Annotated in this window: 18 protein-coding genes; 11 read left to right on the top strand and 7 right to left on the bottom strand. The window is 65.9% G+C overall.

Annotated features, from left to right (window positions below; genetic code table 11):
* Window positions 1–19 precede the first annotated feature (19 nt).
* The 11 genes from trbB to CAP40_RS12035 are packed head-to-tail and all read left to right on the top strand — an operon-like array spanning window position 20 to window position 9536.
* Window positions 20–1006, top strand: a complete 987-nt coding sequence (gene trbB, locus CAP40_RS11985) for a P-type conjugative transfer ATPase TrbB (RefSeq protein ID WP_086129742.1) — start codon at window positions 20–22, stop codon at window positions 1004–1006.
* Window positions 1003–1335 (top strand): TrbC/VirB2 family protein, encoded by a 333-nt coding sequence (locus tag CAP40_RS11990; protein WP_086129743.1) that lies wholly within the window; start codon window positions 1003–1005, stop codon window positions 1333–1335. Before trbB ends, CAP40_RS11990 begins: the two co-directional genes overlap by 4 nt.
* Window positions 1335–1604, top strand: coding sequence for a VirB3 family type IV secretion system protein (locus CAP40_RS11995; RefSeq protein WP_086129744.1), 270 nt, complete (start codon window positions 1335–1337; stop codon window positions 1602–1604). The genes CAP40_RS11990 and CAP40_RS11995 overlap by 1 nt, the downstream gene beginning before the upstream one ends.
* Window positions 1601–4051, top strand: a complete 2451-nt coding sequence (trbE, locus tag CAP40_RS12000; RefSeq protein WP_086130083.1) for a conjugal transfer protein TrbE — start codon at window positions 1601–1603, stop codon at window positions 4049–4051. The genes CAP40_RS11995 and trbE overlap by 4 nt, the downstream gene beginning before the upstream one ends.
* Window positions 4048–4770 (top strand): P-type conjugative transfer protein TrbJ, encoded by a 723-nt coding sequence (gene trbJ, locus CAP40_RS12005; RefSeq protein WP_086129745.1) that lies wholly within the window; start codon window positions 4048–4050, stop codon window positions 4768–4770. The genes trbE and trbJ overlap by 4 nt, the downstream gene beginning before the upstream one ends.
* Window positions 4771–4782: 12 nt before the next feature.
* Entirely contained in the window at window positions 4783–5100 is a 318-nt protein-coding gene (gene trbK-alt / locus CAP40_RS12010; RefSeq protein WP_086129746.1) for a putative entry exclusion protein TrbK-alt, read from the top strand.
* Complete coding sequence (trbL, locus tag CAP40_RS12015; RefSeq protein WP_086129747.1) at window positions 5097–6404, top strand: P-type conjugative transfer protein TrbL; 1308 nt, start codon at window positions 5097–5099, stop codon at window positions 6402–6404. Before trbK-alt ends, trbL begins: the two co-directional genes overlap by 4 nt.
* A 6-nt stretch (window positions 6405–6410) precedes the next feature.
* Window positions 6411–7094 (top strand): conjugal transfer protein TrbF, encoded by a 684-nt coding sequence (trbF, locus tag CAP40_RS12020; protein WP_086129748.1) that lies wholly within the window; start codon window positions 6411–6413, stop codon window positions 7092–7094.
* Window positions 7095–7102: 8 nt separating this feature from the next.
* Window positions 7103–8107, top strand: a complete 1005-nt coding sequence (gene trbG / locus CAP40_RS12025) for a P-type conjugative transfer protein TrbG (RefSeq protein ID WP_249340943.1) — start codon at window positions 7103–7105, stop codon at window positions 8105–8107.
* The gene (locus CAP40_RS12030; RefSeq protein WP_086129750.1) at window positions 8107–9318 is read left to right on the top strand and encodes a TrbI/VirB10 family protein; all 1212 of its coding nucleotides are present in this window, start codon (window positions 8107–8109) and stop codon (window positions 9316–9318) included. Before trbG ends, CAP40_RS12030 begins: the two co-directional genes overlap by 1 nt.
* Entirely contained in the window at window positions 9315–9536 is a 222-nt protein-coding gene (locus CAP40_RS12035) for a DUF2274 domain-containing protein (protein ID WP_086129751.1), read from the top strand. Before CAP40_RS12030 ends, CAP40_RS12035 begins: the two co-directional genes overlap by 4 nt.
* Window positions 9537–9548: 12 nt before the next feature.
* Here CAP40_RS12035 and CAP40_RS12040 read toward each other — a convergent pair whose 3' ends face one another.
* From CAP40_RS12040 to CAP40_RS12070, 7 genes are all read right to left on the bottom strand, one after another.
* Window positions 9549–9857 carry a hypothetical protein gene (locus CAP40_RS12040; protein WP_086129752.1) on the bottom strand — a complete coding sequence of 103 codons (309 nt, stop codon included), beginning with the start codon at window positions 9855–9857 and terminating at the stop codon, window positions 9549–9551.
* A 23-nt stretch (window positions 9858–9880) separates the two neighbouring features.
* Entirely contained in the window at window positions 9881–10807 is a 927-nt protein-coding gene (locus CAP40_RS12045) for a LysR family transcriptional regulator (protein WP_086129753.1), read from the bottom strand.
* A 187-nt stretch (window positions 10808–10994) separates the two neighbouring features.
* On the bottom strand, window positions 10995–11963 hold the full coding sequence (locus CAP40_RS12050; RefSeq protein WP_086129754.1) for a VacJ family lipoprotein: 969 nt from the start codon (window positions 11961–11963) through the stop codon (window positions 10995–10997).
* Window position 11964: 1 nt separating this feature from the next.
* Window positions 11965–13203, bottom strand: a complete 1239-nt coding sequence (locus CAP40_RS12055) for a TolC family protein (protein ID WP_086129755.1) — start codon at window positions 13201–13203, stop codon at window positions 11965–11967.
* Window positions 13203–13502, bottom strand: coding sequence for a DUF3240 family protein (locus CAP40_RS12060; RefSeq protein WP_086129756.1), 300 nt, complete (start codon window positions 13500–13502; stop codon window positions 13203–13205). The genes CAP40_RS12055 and CAP40_RS12060 overlap by 1 nt, the downstream gene beginning before the upstream one ends.
* Complete coding sequence (locus CAP40_RS12065; RefSeq protein WP_086129757.1) at window positions 13495–16566, bottom strand: efflux RND transporter permease subunit; 3072 nt, start codon at window positions 16564–16566, stop codon at window positions 13495–13497. Before CAP40_RS12065 ends, CAP40_RS12060 begins: the two co-directional genes overlap by 8 nt.
* Before the next feature lie 9 nt (window positions 16567–16575).
* Complete coding sequence (locus CAP40_RS12070) at window positions 16576–17685, bottom strand: efflux RND transporter periplasmic adaptor subunit (RefSeq protein ID WP_086129758.1); 1110 nt, start codon at window positions 17683–17685, stop codon at window positions 16576–16578.
* Window positions 17686–17713 lie beyond the last annotated feature (28 nt).

The following is a 17713-nucleotide window of genomic DNA, read 5'->3' on the forward strand; positions in this document are numbered from 1 at the left end:
CTTATGAGGGGCCAGTTCCTTGACCGTTCACCCGATCCGATCCGAGGCGAAGTCACGCGGCGCGAGAATGCTGCGGACGGCTCTCGGATCGTCGATTGCAGCCTGGCTCGACGATCCGGCTGTGATCGAGGTCATGTTGAACCCAGACGGGCGGCTGTGGGTCGATCGCCTCGGCGACGGGATCAGCGACACCGGCGAGCTGCTGTGCGCCGCCGATGGCGAACGCATCGTCCGCCTAGTTGCGCATCATGTCGGCGTCGAAGTTCACGCCAAGTCCCCGCGCGTTTCGGCCGAATTGCCCGAAGGTGGTGAACGGTTCGAGGGACTGCTTCCGCCTGTCGTCGCAGCCCCGGCTTTCGCGATCCGTAAGCCCGCCGTCGCGGTGTTCACGCTCGACGATTATGGGGCGGCCGGGATCATGTCGGCGGCCGAGGCGGCGGCGCTGCGCGATGGTGTTGCGGCCCGCGCCAACATCCTGGTCGCGGGCGGCACCGGCAGCGGCAAGACCACCCTGGTCAACGCGCTCTTGGCCGAGGTCGCCAAGACCGCCGACCGTATCGTCTTGATCGAAGATACGCGCGAGCTGCAATGCGCCGCGCCCAACCTCGTCGCCATGCGGACCAAGGATGGCGTCGTTTCGCTTTCCGATCTCGTCCGGTCCTCGCTCCGCCTGCGGCCCGATCGCATCCCGATCGGCGAGGTGCGCGGCGCTGAAGCGCTCGACCTGCTTAAAGCCTGGGGGACCGGGCACCCCGGCGGCATTGGCACCATCCACGCTGGAACCGCGCTCGGCGCGCTGCGCCGTATGGAACAGCTCATTCAGGAAGCCGTCGTCACGGTCCCCCGCGCGCTGCTCGCCGAGACCATCGACCTGATCGCCGTCCTGGTCCGCGATGGGCATGGCCGCCGTCTCGCCGAGCTGGCGCGTGTCGAGGGGCTGGACCCCATCACCGGCGACTACCGCATCGCTTCGCTTTCCCAACCCCAGCCAGGAGACGTCAAATGATCCATGCCCTTCGGCATGGCGCACACCGCGCCATGCTCGCCGCCACCGCCAGCGTGATCGCGCTGACTGCTGCTGTTCCCGCTTATGCGTCGGGATCATCGATGCCGTGGGAAGCGCCCCTTCAATCCATCCTCCAATCGATCGAGGGGCCGGTCGCAAAGATTATCGCGGTCATCATCATCATCGTGACCGGCCTGACCCTCGCGTTCGGCGACACATCGGGCGGCTTCCGGCGGCTGATCCAGATCGTGTTCGGCCTGTCGATCGCCTTCGCCGCGTCGAGCTTCTTCCTGTCGTTCTTCAGCTTCGGCGGCGGGGCGCTCGTCTGATGGAAGCGAGCGAGCCGATCGCGGGCTTCTCCGCTCCCGTCCACCGGGCGCTGACCGAGCCGATATTGCTCGGCGGCGCACCGCGGGCGCTCGCCATCGTCAACGGGACGCTGGCGGGCGCGATCGGTCTCGGCCTGCGTCTCTGGATCGCGGGCCTCGTCATCTGGGCGATCGGCCATGCGCTCTCGGTCTGGGCTGCGCGCCGCGACCCGCAGTTCGTGGACGTCGCCCGCCGCCACCTCCGTTACCCGACATGGATGCAGCCATGATGAGCCTTCGCGAATACCGTGGGCATGCGGCCCATCTCGCCGACTTCCTGCCTTGGGCCGCACTGGTCGGCGCGGGCGTTGTTCTGAACAAGGACGGCAGCTTTCAGCGCACAGCCCGTTTCCGCGGCCCCGATCTCGACAGCGCCACGCCGGCCGAGCTGGTCGCCACGACCGCACGACTGAACAGCGCGCTGCGCCGGCTCGGATCAGGCTGGGCGATCTTCGTCGAAGCCCAGCGCACACCCGCGCTCGACTACCCGGAGTCGGAATTTCCCGATCCCGTCTCAGCGCTGGTCGATCTGGAGCGGCGCGAACAGTTCAGCGAGGAGGGCGCACACTTCGAGAGCCTCTATTTCCTGACGTTGCTGTGGATGCCGCCGGCCGAGGAAAGGGCACGCGCCGAAGGCTGGCTCTATGAAGGGAAGTCCACCAACGGCGTCGATCCGTGGGAGCTGCTCAAGGGCTTCACCGATCGCAGCGACCGTGTGCTGAATCTGGTCGAGGGCTTCGTGCCCGAAGTCCGCTGGCTCGATGACGCCGAGACGCTGACCTACCTGCACAGCACCATTTCTACCCGACGCCAGCGTGTGCGTGTTCCCGAAACGCCCATGCACCTCGACGCGCTGCTCGCCGACGAGCCGCTGACGGGCGGGCTGGAGCCGCGCCTGGGCGACCATCACCTCCGCACACTCACCATCGTCGGATTCCCGAGCGTCACATTCCCCGGTCTGCTCGACGAACTGAACCGGCTCGCCTTCGAGTATCGCTGGTCCACCCGCGCGGTCATGCTCGACAAGACCGATGCGACCAGGCTGCTGACCAAGATCCGGCGGCAATGGTTCGCCAAGCGCAAGTCGGTCGCCGCCATATTGAAAGAGGTGATGACCAACGAGGCATCGACGCTGCTCGACAGCGACGCCTCTAACAAGGCGGCCGATGCCGACATCGCTCTGCAGGAGCTGGGCGCCGACTATGCCGGCATGGCTTATGTCACCGCGACGGTGACGGTGTGGGACCGCGATCCCGCCATTGCCGCCGAAAAGCTGCGGCTCGCCGAGAAGGTCATCCAGGGCCGCGACTTCACGGTCATCCCCGAGGGCATGAACGCGATCGAGGCGTGGCTGGGAAGCCTCCCCGGTCACACTTACGCCAACGTCCGCCAGCCCCCGATCTCCACTATCAATCTCGCCCACCTGATCCCCCTGTCAGCAGTATGGGCGGGGCCGGAACGGGACGAGCATTTTGGTGCTCCCCCCTTGCTCTATGGCAAGACCGAAGGCTCGACCCCGTTCCGGTTTTCCCTTCACGTCGGCGACGTCGGCCACATGCTGATCGTCGGTCCGACCGGCGCGGGCAAATCCGTGCTGCTTGCGCTGATGGCGATGCAGTTCCGCCGCTATGGGCGTGCGCAGGTCTTCGCCTTCGACTTCGGCGGTTCGATCCGCGCCGCCGCGCTCGGCATGGGCGGCGACTGGCAGGATTTGGGCGGGACGCTCGCCGACGAGGCCGGCGACGGCGTGCAGCTCCAGCCGCTCGCCCATATCGACGCGCCTGCCGAGCGGGCATGGGCGGCCGAATGGCTGGCGGCGATCTTCGCGTCCGAGGGCGTCGCGGTCGATCCGCAGGCCAAGGAGCATATCTGGTCGGCGCTTGGTTCGCTGGCGTCGGCGCCGATCGGCGAACGCACGCTCACGGGTCTTGCTGTCCTGCTACAATCGCAGCAGCTCAAGCAAGCGCTCGCCTCCTACTGCATCGGCGGGCCGTGGGGCCGGCTGCTCGACGCCGAAGCTGAACGGCTCGGCGAAGCCTCGGTGCAGGCGTTCGAGACCGAGGGCCTGGTCGGCGCCGGCTCGGCCGCAGCCGTCCTGTCCTACCTGTTCCACCGGATCGAAGGCCGGCTCGACGGCTCGCCAACGCTCATCATCATCGACGAAGGCTGGCTGGTACTCGACAGCCCGGACTTCGCCGCCCAGCTCCGCGAATGGCTGAAGACGCTCAGGAAGAAGAACGCCAGCGTCATCTTCGCCACCCAGAGCCTCGCTGACATCGAAACGTCGAGCATCGCCCCGGCCATCATCGAAAGCTGCCCGACGCGTATCTTCCTGCCCAACGAACGCGCGGCCGAGCCGCAGATCGCGGCCATCTATGAGCGCTTCGGCCTCAATGTCCGCCAGATCGAAATCCTCAGTCGGGCGACGCCGAAGCGCGACTATTACTGCCAGTCACGGCGGGGAAATCGCCTGTTCGAGCTGGGCTTGGGCGAGGTCGCGCTGGCCTTCGCCGCCGCGTCCTCGAAAACCGACCAGCTCCGCATCGCCGAATTGATCGAAACCCACGGGCAATCCGCTTTCGCGGCCGAATGGCTGCGCCATCGCGGCTCTGCCTGGGCCGTCGAGCTTCTTCCCCCCGATCCTCGGCATCAACCTCAGCAGGAGTTACCGCTATGACCAGAATGAATCTTCGCCCCGCCGTCCTGGCCGGCGTGCTCGCTGCCACGGCCATCGCGCCGGTGGCCGCTCCGATGCCGGCTTACGCGCAGTTCGGTTTTGGTGGGATCGTCTATGACCCGACCAATTATGCGCAGAACGTGCTGACGGCGGCTCGCTCGCTCCAACAGATCAACAACCAGATCCAGCAAATCCAGCAGCAGGCGACGAGCCTCATCAACGAGGCGAAGAACCTTGCCTCGCTGCCGTTCAGCCAGCTCCAGCAGTTGCAGCAGCAGGTTCAGCGTACCCAGCAGTTTCTCGGCCAGGCGCAGCGCATCGCCTATGATGTGCAGAACATCCAGCAGGCGTTCACCAGCCGCTACACCGGCTCGGCGCTGACCGGCACGCAGGCGCAGATGGTCGCCAACGCGAATGCGCGTTGGCAGGATAGTGTCGGCGCGTTCGAGGACTCGCTGAAGGTACAGGCGGGTGTCGTCGGCAACATCGACGGCGCGCGCACGACGATGACCGGCCTGGTCTCGGCCAGTCAGTCGGCGACCGGCGCGCTTCAGGCCGCGCAGGCTGGCAATCAGCTTCTCGCGCTGCAATCGCAGCAGCTCGCCGACCTGACCGCCGCCGTCGCGGCGCAGGGCCGCGCGCAAGCGCTCGAATCCGCGCGGCATACGGCCGAGGAGGCGGAGGGCCGCGAACGGTTCCGCCGCTTCATGGGCAACTGAGGATCGCGTCCGATGCTGCACGCATCCTCGCGCACGGCCAAGATCGCGGGCGTCGCCGCGCTGGCGGGCTTGATGATGGCGGTGGCGATCGTCGCCGCCGTCCACAAGCCTGAACCCGCACAAGCCCCGCCCGTCGCCGTGCGCGGGGAGGCGCGCCAGGACCGGCTCGCCCGCGAACTCGAACGCTGCGCGACGCTCACCATGCCAGACTCGGGCTGCGAAGCGGCCTGGGCCGAGAACCGCCGCCGCTTCTTCCGTCAAGATGCTCCCACGCCCGCGGTGGATGCCAGCAAACCCGCAGCTCCCGCAACCGAGACCCCCGCGCCATGAACGACACCAGCGTCATCGACACGTTCCTCAATGTCTTCACCCGCTACATCGACAGCGGGTTCGGCCTGCTCGGCGGCGAGGTCAGCTTCCTCTCGACCACATTGATCGCCATCGACGTGACGCTCGCCGGGCTGTTCTGGGCCTGGGGCGCCGACGAGGACGTGCTTCAGCGCCTCGTCAAGAAGACGCTCTACATCGGCGTCTTCGCGTTCATCATCGGCAATTTCTCCAACCTCGCCAACATCGTGTTCCAGTCCTTCGCCGGCCTCGGCCTCAAGGCGAGCGGCGGGGCGATGTCGCTGGGCGATTTCATGAAACCCGGCACGATCGCGGCGACAGGGTTGCAAGCCGCCAAGCCGCTGATGGATGCGGCAGGGCAATTCTCGAACCTGTGGGCGGTGTTCTCGAACCTCGCTTTGATCCTCGTGCTGTTGCTCGCCTGGGTCATTGTGGTGCTCGCCTTCTTCATCATCGCGGTGCAGGTCTTCATCACGCTGATCGAGTTCAAGCTGGTGACGCTGGCCGGCTTCGTGCTGCTGCCCTTCGCCTTCTTCAACAAGACCGCCTTCATGGCCGAACGTGTGCTCGGCCATATCGTCTCCACGGGCATCAAGGTGCTGGTGCTCGCGGTCATCACCGGCATCGGCACGACGCTGTTCAGCCAGTTCACTAGCGCAAACCTCGGCACGGCGCCCGACATCAATCAGGTCATGGCGATCGCGCTCGCTGCCCTGTCGCTGTTCGGCCTCGCCATCTTCGGCCCCGGTATCGCCAACGGCATCGTCTCGGGTGGTCCCGCACTTGGCGCGGGCGCCGCGGCCGGAACCGCGCTTGCCGCCGGCGGGGCGCTCGTCGGTGGCGCAGCCGCCGCCCGTCTTGGGGTCGGGGCGGCTGCCGGCGTGATCGGCGGCGCTGCCAGAGGTGGTGCGTTCGCATCGGGTGCGGCGAGCAGCGCCTATGCGCTCGGCTCAGCTGGCAAGACCGGCGGAGCGGCGGTTGCGGGCGGTGCGGCGGGCGTTGGCCGAGCGACCGCAGGCGCGGCCATGTCGCCGCTTCGCAAGGCCGCAGCATCCCTAAAAGATAGCTATCGCTCGGGCGGCCGCGCGGCCGTGACCGCAACGGGCGGCACGATCTCGGGGGGCACGTCGTCGCCCGCGCCGTCGGCTGATGGGCCGCCCACCTGGGCAGCGAACATGAAACGCCGCCAGACCATGACCCACGGCGCCACCGTCGCCGCCCACACGCTGCGCTCCGGCGACGGTGGCGGCAGCGGTGCGTCCGTCGACCTCAGCCAGAAGGACTAACCGCCCATGTTCCGACGCCCAACCATCCGCTATGGCCAGACCCCCGAGCCGATCACACCCTATCAGCGCGCCGCCCAAGCCTGGGACGACAGGATCGGCTCGGCCCGCGTGCAGGCGAAGAACTGGCGGCTCGCCTTCTTCGGCGCGTTGGCGCTCTCGGGCGGACTTGCAGGGGGCCTCGTCTGGCAATCCGCGCGAGGCCATATCGTGCCGTGGGTCGTGCAGGTCGACAAGCTCGGCGAGGCACAAGCCGTCGCGCCTGCAGAGGCCGACTATCGTCCGACCGATCCGCAGATCGCGTTTCATCTCGCGCGCTTCATCGAGCAGGTGCGCAGCATCCCTGCCGATCCGATCATCGTCCGCCAGAATTGGCTTCGCGCCTACGACTTCACCACCGACAAAGGCGCGCTGTTCCTCAACGACTATGCACGGGCGAACGACCCCTTCGCTCAGATCGGCAAGGTCCAGGTCGCGGTGGACGTGTCGAGCGTGATCCGTGCTTCGCCCGACAGCTTCCGGGTGGCCTGGACCGAACGGCGCTATCAGGACGGCAGCCTTGCCGCCACCGAGCGCTGGTCGGCCATCCTCACCGTTGTTTTCGTGGCCCCGCGCACGCCCGACGCCCTGCGCAAGAACCCGCTCGGGGTCTTCGTCAACGCCCTCAACTGGTCAAAGGAGCTGTCGCAATGAGACGCCCAATGCTTCGTCGCGCCGCCTCGGCGGTCCTGCTCGCCACAACCTCCGTGCTCGCCGCTTGCGCCACCACGTCAGCCAAGCCGCCGGCCATAGCCTATGACAATCCGCCGCCGGCCGAGATCGCGGCCACTCCGGCGCCCGAGCCGCCCAAGCCGGTCGAGGTGGTGGCGATCCCCGAGCCGCTGCCGCTTCCCGGCCAGTTGAAGCCAGTCGGCGAAAGCCCGCGTCCGCCGGAATCCGCCGATCCGCGCAACCGTGTCGGCGCGGCTAACGCGGCTGCCCGCATGCAGCCGGTGCGCGACGGCTTCCTCAATGCGATCCAGCAATATCCGTGGACGGACGGTGCGCTCTATCAGGTCTATGCCGCGCCCGGCCAGGTGACGGACATCGCGCTTCAGGAAGGCGAGCAGCTCGTCGGGGCCGGGCCGGTTGCGGCGGGCGATACCGTGCGCTGGATCATCGGCGATACGACCAGCGGCGCGGGCGCGACAGCTCGGGTGCATATCCTCGTTAAACCAACCCGGCCCGACCTTTCGACCAACCTCGTCATCAACACCGACCGGCGCACCTATCATTTGGAACTGCGCGCGGGTGCAGCAACCTACATGGCGTCGGTGAGCTGGACCTATCCGCGAGATGCGCTGATCGCCTTGCAGGGCCGCAACGCTGCTGCCGCAGCCACCGTGCCGGTCGCGGCTGGCGTGGACCTGACAGCGCTCAATTTCCACTATCGGATCGATGGCGATCGTGCGCCGTGGCGGCCGGCCCGTGCGTTCGATGATGGTCGGCAGGTGTTTATCGAATTTCCGGCGGGGATCTCGCAGGGCGAGATGCCGCCGCTGTTCGTGACCGGTGCGGCCGGCGACGCCGAACTGGTCAATTACCGCGTGCAGGGCCGTTACATGGTTGTCGATCGCCTGTTCGCCGCCGCCGAGCTGCGCCTGGGCGACAAGCGCAGCGAGCAGCGCGTGCGGATCGTGCGCGACGATGGCCGGGAGCGGCGCTGATGAGCGATCCTTCCGACATTCCCGCCGCCGAAGCGGTCGCGGCTCCGGCCGACCGCCAGGCCTTCCAGCTCCGGGGCGATCCGCCGCGCGTCATGCGGCTTTCGCGAAAGGCGCTGGCTATGGTGGGCATCGCCGCCGGTCTCGGCATCGGCGGCTCGCTGATCTATGCCTTGCGGTCAGTCGGTCCGCACGAAGCGAAGGAACTCTACAACACCGACAGTCGCGCGGGCGAGGCGATCACATCCGGTCCCAAGGATTACGGCCAGGCTCCAAAGCTCGGGCCGCCGCTCCCGGGTGATCTCGGTCGTCCGATTGTGTCCGCGCAGCAGCGCGGGGAGGCTGTTCCCGTGCCGCCGATCGGCGCGCAAGCCGGTCAGCCCGATGCCGCCGCCCGAGCCGAGGAAGCAGCGCGCCAGCGCATCAGCCAAGAGCGTGACGCAGCGCGGACCAGTTCGGTCTTCCTGGGCGGCCGCACGGCCACCGTAGCCGGAGCGGCAGCGCAGCCCATCGCCGCCGTGCCATCGGACGCGCCGGCCCCCGCACAGCAGGCCGCCAGCCAGGGCGACCAGGCCGCAAAGCGGGCCTTCATGGCGCAGGCGTCCAACCAGCGCACGGTCAGCGTCGAGCGGCTGACCGCTCCGGCATCACCCAACATCGTCCAGGCTGGCAGTATCATCCCGGCCGCGCTCATCACCGGCATCCGGTCGGACCTTCCCGGCCAGATCACCGCTCAGGTGACGCAGAACGTCTATGACAGCATCACCGGCCGAATCCTGCTCATCCCGCAAGGCGCACGGCTGATCGGCGAATATGATAGTCAGATCACCGCCGGGCAGACCCGCGTGCTGCTCGCCTGGGATCGGCTGATCCTGCCGGATGGCCGCTCGATCGTTCTCGAACGCCAGCCAAGCGCTGATGCCGCCGGATATGCAGGCTTGCAGGATCGCGTCGACCAGCATTGGGGCAACATGCTCAAGGCCGCCGCGATCTCCACCCTGCTCGGCATCGGGGCCGAGATGACGACGAACAACAACAACTCGCTGGTGCAGGCGCTTCGCTACGGGACGCAGGATACCGTCAATCAGACAGGGCAGCAGATCGTGCGCCGCCAACTCGGCGTGCCGCCGACGCTCACCATCCGGCCGGGCTATCCCCTTCGCATTGTCATCACCCGCGATCTTGTCCTCGAACCCATCGGAGGAACGCGATGACCAAGTTGAAGCTGGGGCCGCTGGCCGACGACAGGCCGATCAAGCTCACGATAGAGTTGCCGGCTGCCGTGCATCGTGACTTGCAAGCCTATGCCGCGGCGCTGGCGGCCGAGACAGGCGGCTCGCCTGCCGCACCCGAAAAGCTGATCGGGCCGATGGTCACGCGGTTCATGGACACAGATCGCGGTTTTCGGCGGCGGCGCGCAAAAAGCGATTGAAGCTTGCGGGCCTCAGTGGCCCATGAATTTCTTGAAGCGATCCCGACCCTCGGCTTCCGTCACCGCCTGCTGGGCGTTGGCGCATTCGTCGCCGCGCACCGAGCCGTCTCGGCATCCGGCGACCACGCGCCGCGCTTCATCGAGGTTGGCGGTGAAATACTGCATCCCACGCGCCGCCCCTGGTTCGGCGATCACGGGGGCAGGACTGACGGCCATCGCCGACGTGGCAGGCGGCATGATGATCGGACGCAGCACGAATCCCGCGCCAAATCCGATGGCGAGCATGGCGAGAGCGACGATGAATATCTTTCCTTGCATCATGATGTTTAGCTCCCAAGCGAATATTATTCCGCCGGATTCTCCGAGATGTTGAAGGATAGCGCGTAGCGGGTCTTTATGAAATGGAGGAAGCGCCGAAGTGCGGGATTACTATTGTCGTCGTGCCAGTATCCCGAATATCCGATCAGCATCGGCCCTTGCTCGGCATGAACGGGCCGATAAACCACGTCGGGATAGCGCGCCCCGGTGCTACCTTCGCAGACAATGGTGAGGCCAAGTCCATCGCCTAGCAGGTTCAAGATTGTCTCGCGGCTGCATTGGTGCATTCTGACGTTTGCTTGCATTCCTAAGACGGACAAGCGGCCGAGTAGCATGTGGCGGATTTCCGGGCCGGGGTCCGTTGCGGGGAGAAGAAAACGCTCACCGCGCAGATCGGTCCAATGCACTGTCTCGCGTTCGGCCAAGGGATGGCTGGCAGGTAATGCGACCAGTACGCGCTCGCTCCAGAACGGCTCACGTCGATAGCCGTCGTGGTCCGCTTCCCCCGCCAGAATGGCGATATCTATCTCCCCAATATCAAGGCCAGCAAGCAGGACGGCTCGTTCTGCTTCTACTCCATCCAAGTCGACGTCTGGATGAGCACCGCGCCAGCCAATCACAGTGGCCCGCAGATTACCGGCCGACAATGAACAATAATGTCCGATCATCAACCCGCCAGCGCGACCCTGACCAGCGGCGCGCGTCACGGCGATCAGTTTATCTGCACCAGCGACCATCGGCCTGGCGCCCCGAATAAAGTCTTTTCCTGCGATGGTTGCGCTAACTCCCGAGCGAGACCGCTCAAAAATCTGGACTCCGATTACTCGCTCTAACCTGGCGACGTTTCGACTCAGCGTGGATTGTTCCACGCCCAATGCCCGCGCTGCTTTGTAGAAGCTACCATGATCGGCGGCGGCGATGGCATGGCGGAGCAGGCGGATATCGAAGGGCATTCATTTGCTGCCAGATTCGATAATATTGGGGCGAGGACATATCTCCAGATATCTCCCCGCCCCGCTCGCCAGCGGTTTGTTCTTATTGCTAGCGAGCCCTGACCGTCCAGCTTTCCTCTGGGGGCGAGGAGATGGCAATAGGCGGTCGGTCAATGTTTCGATGTGGTTTAGACGATCAGCGCGCATTTCAGTGCTTTCGTAGCTCATCAATGCTTTTATGAGTGTCCGGCGTGGGGGCAGCCATTTTGCGTTTCCCGCGCAGCACATCGATTTCATCCTGCCGGCGTCGCAGATAATATTCGCGCGCTGTGACATAGGGTTGTGCCTGTGCTCGTTGCTCGCGAAGATCTGCGTCAAACCGGATGCGCCGGTCGAGCGCCCGCGGCACACCGGTCCCTGCGCTGTAGGCCAATCGGTTAAACGGAACGCCGATGGCGGTGGGCAGCACCATGCGATCCATCAGGCCGCCAATCAGGTCCCGGACTGTCGTCGGCCCAACCACTGGCAAAAACAGAAATGCTCCGGGCTTCACGCCATAGAATCCGAAGCTATCGGCGAACCCATTGGGACGATGCGGGAGGCGGAACGGTTTTCGCTTGGCAATATCGAATAGGCCCGCCGCGCCAAGCGTCGTGTTGACCGCGAAGCGGCCGACGGTCTCGGCGGCCTTGCCGACCTTGTGCTGGATCAGGAAATTCAAAAAAACGACAGGTTCGTCGAGATTGGCGAACGCGTTGTGCAGGCCATCACGTATTGGTCCAGGGACGATATGCCGATAGCCCATGGCCACTGGCGCCACCACGGCATGATCGACAGACTGCGTGATTTCAAACGACTTGAGGTTGGCTGGTTCCAGCGGGTCGACGTGGGCTGAGCGCGACGAGGCTGTGACGACAATTGTGTCTTTTGCGTCCGCTGTACCATTCTGGCTTGATGCGTCCTGGCTTGCTGGGCCTTCTTGCTCAACGGGAGACTGTGGGGCCGATGGCGCCAGTTCGAACGCCGGTGGCGTGATGGCGGGCCGTGTCGCGTCTGATGCGGGGCGCGCTACGGCCGAATTTGGCTGCGCCGGCACCGACGCGACTTGATCTGGTCCGAGAAATGGCGGCGGTGAAGAAACTTCGCTCGCGACCGAGGCAAGGAGCAAGCACAGCATCTTATCTTTTCTCCTCGTCCGGCGCCCAGATGCTGTGTGAATCGATCTGAAGCTTCAGGAGCGCCCGGTCGGCTTCCGACCGGGCATCAATTTCCAGGCGGTGCGCCTCCTGCGCCTGCCGCCGGACATAAAGAAGATCGGTCAGATCGATCTGGCCGAGTTGATATCCTCGCGCCATCTTGGCGGCCGCGTCGGCGGCGCTGTGCATCGATAGATCGGCGTTGCGCCAGGCATCGTAGCGGGTGCGGGCGTTGGAAAGGTCCGCATTGGCGATGGCCTGGATATTGCGTTGTATCGCCGCCAATTCCATGCGCGCGGCGTTGGCCTCGGCTGAGGCTTGATCGGCCGCCGCCCGGCGATAGCCACCGCCGAGGGGGATCGAGGCGACGATACCCGCGCCCTTTTCCATTCCGCCGCGCTCGCTGAACAAACGGACTCCGAACGATGGATCAGCGATACGATCCGCCCGAACCCGCTGAGCCGTGACGCCGAGGCGCTGCGCTTCCTTGTCCGCTGCACGAATCTCGTGGCTGCGCTCGATCACGAGATCGCGCATCGTCTCCAGCCCCACATCGGGAAGCGTCGGGGACGCAAGTTCCGGGGGCTCGGATGGCAAGGGAATGTCGGGGAAGGCCGCGGCGAGGGTGACACGCGCCTGCTCGCGGATAGAGAGGGACGATGCCGCCTGTGCGCGGGCCTGAGCGAGCGCTGCTTGCGCCTGGTCAAGATCGAGCTGGGCGGCGTCACGCAGCGCGACTCGCCGTTTCACCGCCGCGATCGATTCTTCCAGCCCCCTGACCGTGTCCATATCGTTTCGATAATGAGTCCCGGCAGTCAGCCAGTCGTGCCAGAGGCTCGACAGGATCAGCGCCGTCTGGTGACGGACATTCTCCATCTGGTTCTCGGCCACCTCGATCCCCAGGGCGCCAGCCTTGCGGTCCAGCGCGGCCTTGCCCGGCAGGCGGAAAGGGCGGCTGATCGTCGTGTCGAACTCGTCGAAACCGCCCTCGCGATCCACCGTGCGGCGGATGTAGCTACCGCTCACCGTCACTTCATGCGGGCCTTTGCGAAGCATGTCGCCGCGCGCTCGCGCAGCCTCGATACGGGCAAGCGCGGCGGCAACGCTGGGATGACTGTCCAGCGCCTCGTTGACCTTCTCTGCCGGCGGCAGGTCGGCGCGCTGGGCGAGCGCAGGCGTTGCGCCAAATGCAAGGCAACAGGCAAAGGCGACGACCCGCATCAGGCGATCCTTCCCTGATCGACGAGCGGAACGGTTCGCCAACGCACTGGCAGATCGTGCCGTGCTTCTTTCACTGCGCGAAGCAAATCCGGCACCATGTCCTCACCGACGATCAGTTCGATAGTCGTGCGCTTGAGTTCGCCGGAGACCCGCTCTGCTGTCCCGGCATCGTCGAAGTCACGACCACGCACATTCTCCGCCCGGATATGAATCGGCGCCCGGGAGATCGCGCGGATGGAGTCGATTAGCCCTTCGGCGTCCGGGACAGCGCAATGCAGGGTGAACAGGAGATCAGGCATTTTCGGGTTCTCCCGCGCTTTCGCCGAAGCGCTCGAACAGGATCGGCAGCAGGATCAGCGTCAGCAGGGTGGAAGTGATGAGGCCGCCGATGACGACGATGGCGAGCGGACGCTGGATCTCCGATCCAGGCCCGCTGGCGAACAAGAGCGGCACCAGGCCGAAGGCGGTGATGCTGGCGGTCATCAGCACGGGCCGCAGTCGCCGCTGCGCGCCGAGCCGTACCGCCTCGGCCATGCCTAGCCCTTCCGTGCGGAGCTGCCGGAAATAGGCGACGAGCACCAGCCCGTTGAGCACCGCGATGCCGAGTAGGGCGATGAATCCGACCGAAGCAGGCACGGAGAGATATTCGCCCGACACCCAGAGCGAGACCAGACCACCGACCATGGCGAAGGGGATATTGGCGAGGATCAGCAGCGACGCGCGGAGCGAGCGCAGTGTCGCCAACAGCACGAGGAAGATCAGTCCCAGCGCGATCGGGATCACCGTCATCAGCCGTGCCGAGGCGCGCTGCTGATTTTCGAACTGGCCGCCCCAGACGATGCTGTACCCTGCCGGAAGCCGTACCTTCGTCGCCACCGCAGCCTTCGCCTCATCGACATAGCCGACCAGATCGCGCCCGGAGACGAATGCCTGCACCAAGGCGAAGCGTGAACCATTCTCATGGTCGAGCTTGACCGGCCCCTGCGTGCGCGCGACCCGCGCCATGTCGCTGACGCGCGCGAGCGTGCCATCAGGCGTGCGCAATTGCAGATCGGCGAAGCGCGCGGCGTCTTTCCGAAGGCTCTCATCGCCTCGGATGACGATCGGCGTCCGCTTCTGCCCTTCCGCCACGACACCCGCGCGCATCCCCTCGACCTGAGCGCGCAAGGCATCCTGCATTTGGTCGACCGGCATTCCGAACCGCCCGGCCGCTGCGCGGTCGATGTCGAGTTGAAGATAGTCCACGCTGTCGTTGGCGACCGTCAGCACTTCCGAGGCACCGCGAACGCCCGACAGCGTGTGCTGGATCTGGCCGGCGAGATCGGCAAGCGTATTGAGGTCGGGGCCGAAGATCTTGACCGCGAGATCGCCGCGCGCACCGGTCAGCATCTCTGAGACGCGCATCTCGATCGGCTGGGTGTAGCTGGGAGTGATGCCGGGAAGCCCCTCCAGCGCCTTGCGGATTTCCTCGATCACAAAATCCTTGTTGCCGCGCCATTCGGAGCGTGGCTTCAATCGGACGAAGCTGTCGGTCTCGTTGAGGCCCATCGGATCGAGGCCGATTTCGTCCGAACCGACGCGGGCGATCACGTCCTCGACCTCGGGCACGGCCCGGAGCGCGCGTTGCACGGCCAGATCACCGGCAACCGACTGGTCGAGGTTGATCGAAGGCAGCTTGGTGAGTTGGACGATGACCGAGCCCTCGTCCATCGTCGGCATGAAGGTCTTGCCAACCGCGCCATAGGCTATGCCAGCCAGCACCAGTCCCAGAGCAGAGAGGCCATAGACCAGCCTTTTGCGCGCGAACGCGCCGTCCAGCAGCACGCGGTAGCGCGGGCCAAGCTGGCGCATGATCCACGGCTCGCCATGGTGGCCGCTTTTGAGGCCGAAGGAGGACAGTACCGGCACCAGCGTCAGCGCCAGCAGGAGAGAGCCTGCGAGCGCGAAGACGATGGTGAGCGCGACAGGGGCGAACAATTTGCCCTCCAACCCTTGCAATGAGAGCAACGGCAGGAACACCAGCGCGATGATGAGGATGCCGGCCGAGACCGGGACGATCACTTCGCTGGTCGCACGAAACACATGGTTGAGCCGGGGCGTATCTCCATCGTGATCGCGGCCGAGCCGTTCGACCACATTCTCGACCACCACCACCGCGCCATCGACCAGCATCCCGATCGCGATCGCAAGCCCGCCAAGGCTCATCAGATTGGCGGAGAGGCCCATGCCGCGCATGAAGAGGAAGGTGATGAGCGCCGCCATCGGCAAGGTCGCGGCGACGATCGCAGCAGCGCGCCAGTCGCCCAGGAACAGGATCAGCAGCACGACGACGAGGACGGTCGCCTCGATCAGCGCTTCTTCGACCGTGCCCACCGCCCGTTCGATCAGGTCGGAGCGATCGTAGAACACATTGATACGCGTGCCAGCGGGCAAGCCGCGCTCGACCTCGGCGAGGCGCGTGCGAACGCCGTCCACCACCTGCCGGGCGTCCGCCCCGCGCAGCGCGATCACCAGCCCTTCGACCGCTTCGGCGTTGCCGTTCTTCGTCACCGCGCCATAGCGAGTGAGGCTGCCGCTGCCGACCGAGGCGACATCGCCCAGCCGTACGATGCGCCCATCACGGCTGGCGATGACGAGCGATTGCAGGTCTTCGGCATTGCGGATCGCGCCAACCGCGCGGACGATCAGCGCTTCCTCGCCATTGGCGAGGCGTCCCGCGCCATCGTTGCGATTGCCGCTTTCGATTGCCGCACGCAGATCGGCAATCGAAAGCTTCGCGGAGGCCAACGCCACCGGATCGGGCCTCACTTCGAAGGTGCGGACATAGCCGCCGAGCGCGTTGACGTCCGCGACGCCGGGCACGGTGCGCAGCGCCGGGCGGATCGTCCAGTCGAGTAGCTCACGCTTCTGCTGGAGCGATAGCGGCCCTTCGATCGTAAACATGTAAACGTCGGAAAGCGGCGTGGAGATCGGCGCCAGACCGCCCGTCACCGATGCGGGTAGATCGCCCATTACGCCCGACAACCGCTCGGCGACCTGTTGGCGCGCCCAATAGATGTCGGTGCCATCGGTGAAATCGATGGTGATGTCGGCGATGGCGTATTTGGCCGCTGAGCGCAGGATCGCCTGATTGGGGATGCCCAGCATCTCCTGTTCGATCGGCGTGATAACGCGGCTTTCTACCTCCTCCGGCGTCATGCCGGGGGCTTTCAGGATTAGCTTCACCTGTGTCTGGGCGATGTTTGGATAGGCGTCGACCGGCAAGTTGACGAAGGCCCATATCCCTAGCCCTGCCGTCACAGCGGCGAGCAGCAGGACGAGCAGGCGATAGGAGAGCGCTGTGGCGACGAGCGAACGCAGCATCGGCCGGGCCTAGCGCGCCGCGGCGAGCGCCTTGAGCGCGCTCGTGCCGGAGGTCACCACCTGTTCACCGGGCTTTACGCCTGAGAGCAGAACGATCCGGCCGTTGCTGGCCGTTCCGCTCGTCACGGGGCGAACCGCGTAACCGCCCTGCGCTGCCACGAACACGGCCGACCTGCCGTCGATCATTGTGACGGCGGTCTCCGGCACGCTGACCGCGCCCGCCGGTGCGGGACCGGAAATCACGATGCTGGTCGCCCGGCCCGCGACGACGCCTGGCCCTGCCGGGATTTCCGCCTTGAGGCTGGCCGAGCGCGTTGCGGGATCGATCGTCGAACCGACGGCGATAATCCGGCCGGAAATGTCAGGTGGCAGATGCACGGTCATACCAAGCCGCACCTGACCGACCAGCCGTTCGGGCAGTTGCCCGATGACTTCATAGCGGTTTGCGGCATCGATCACATAAGGCGCGGTGGTGCCGTCGACCGGATTGCCTGTCTGGATGGCCGCGCTGGTCACGCGGCCCGCGATCGGCGCGGTCAGCGTATAGGAGCCGCTGCCGCCATGGCCGCCCACCATGCGCAGGATACGCGCCTTTTCCGATACGTCCGCATTGCTCTCGGCGGCGATGGCGCGCGCCTCGTCCGCGCGGGCTGGAGCGATGATGCCCTCCCGGCTGAGCTGCGACAGGCGCGCCGCATTGGACTGCGCAACGCCCGCACGCGCATGGGCGCGGGTGAGGTCCGAGCCGAGCGTCAGCACTTCGCGACTGGCGACGGTTGCAAGCGCCTGTCCCTGCCGCACGCTGTCGCCTTCCACCACATACGTCCGGGTGACGACACCGGGGAAGGTCGCGGCCACCGCCACGCGGGCGTTGGCTGGAGGCTGGATCACCGCTGGAATAGTGACGAGCGGGGCTTCCTCGGCAACGGTCGCGGCGGTTAGACGAATGCCCATTTGCGCCGCGCGCTTTGCATCAACGACCAACACCCCCGCGGCAGTCTGCGCTTTATCGGCAGGCGCTTTCGCGGCGGTGGGTTCGGAATGCGGCGCAAGCCACCAAAAGGCCGCCAAAGCGAGCGGAACGGCCACGCCTGCAATCGGATAATATCGTCTGGACATGCCATCCGGCTAGGCGGCGAGTCTGACG

The organism is Sphingomonas sp. IBVSS2, assembly GCF_002127225.1.
Lineage (GTDB): Bacteria > Pseudomonadota > Alphaproteobacteria > Sphingomonadales > Sphingomonadaceae > Sphingomonas.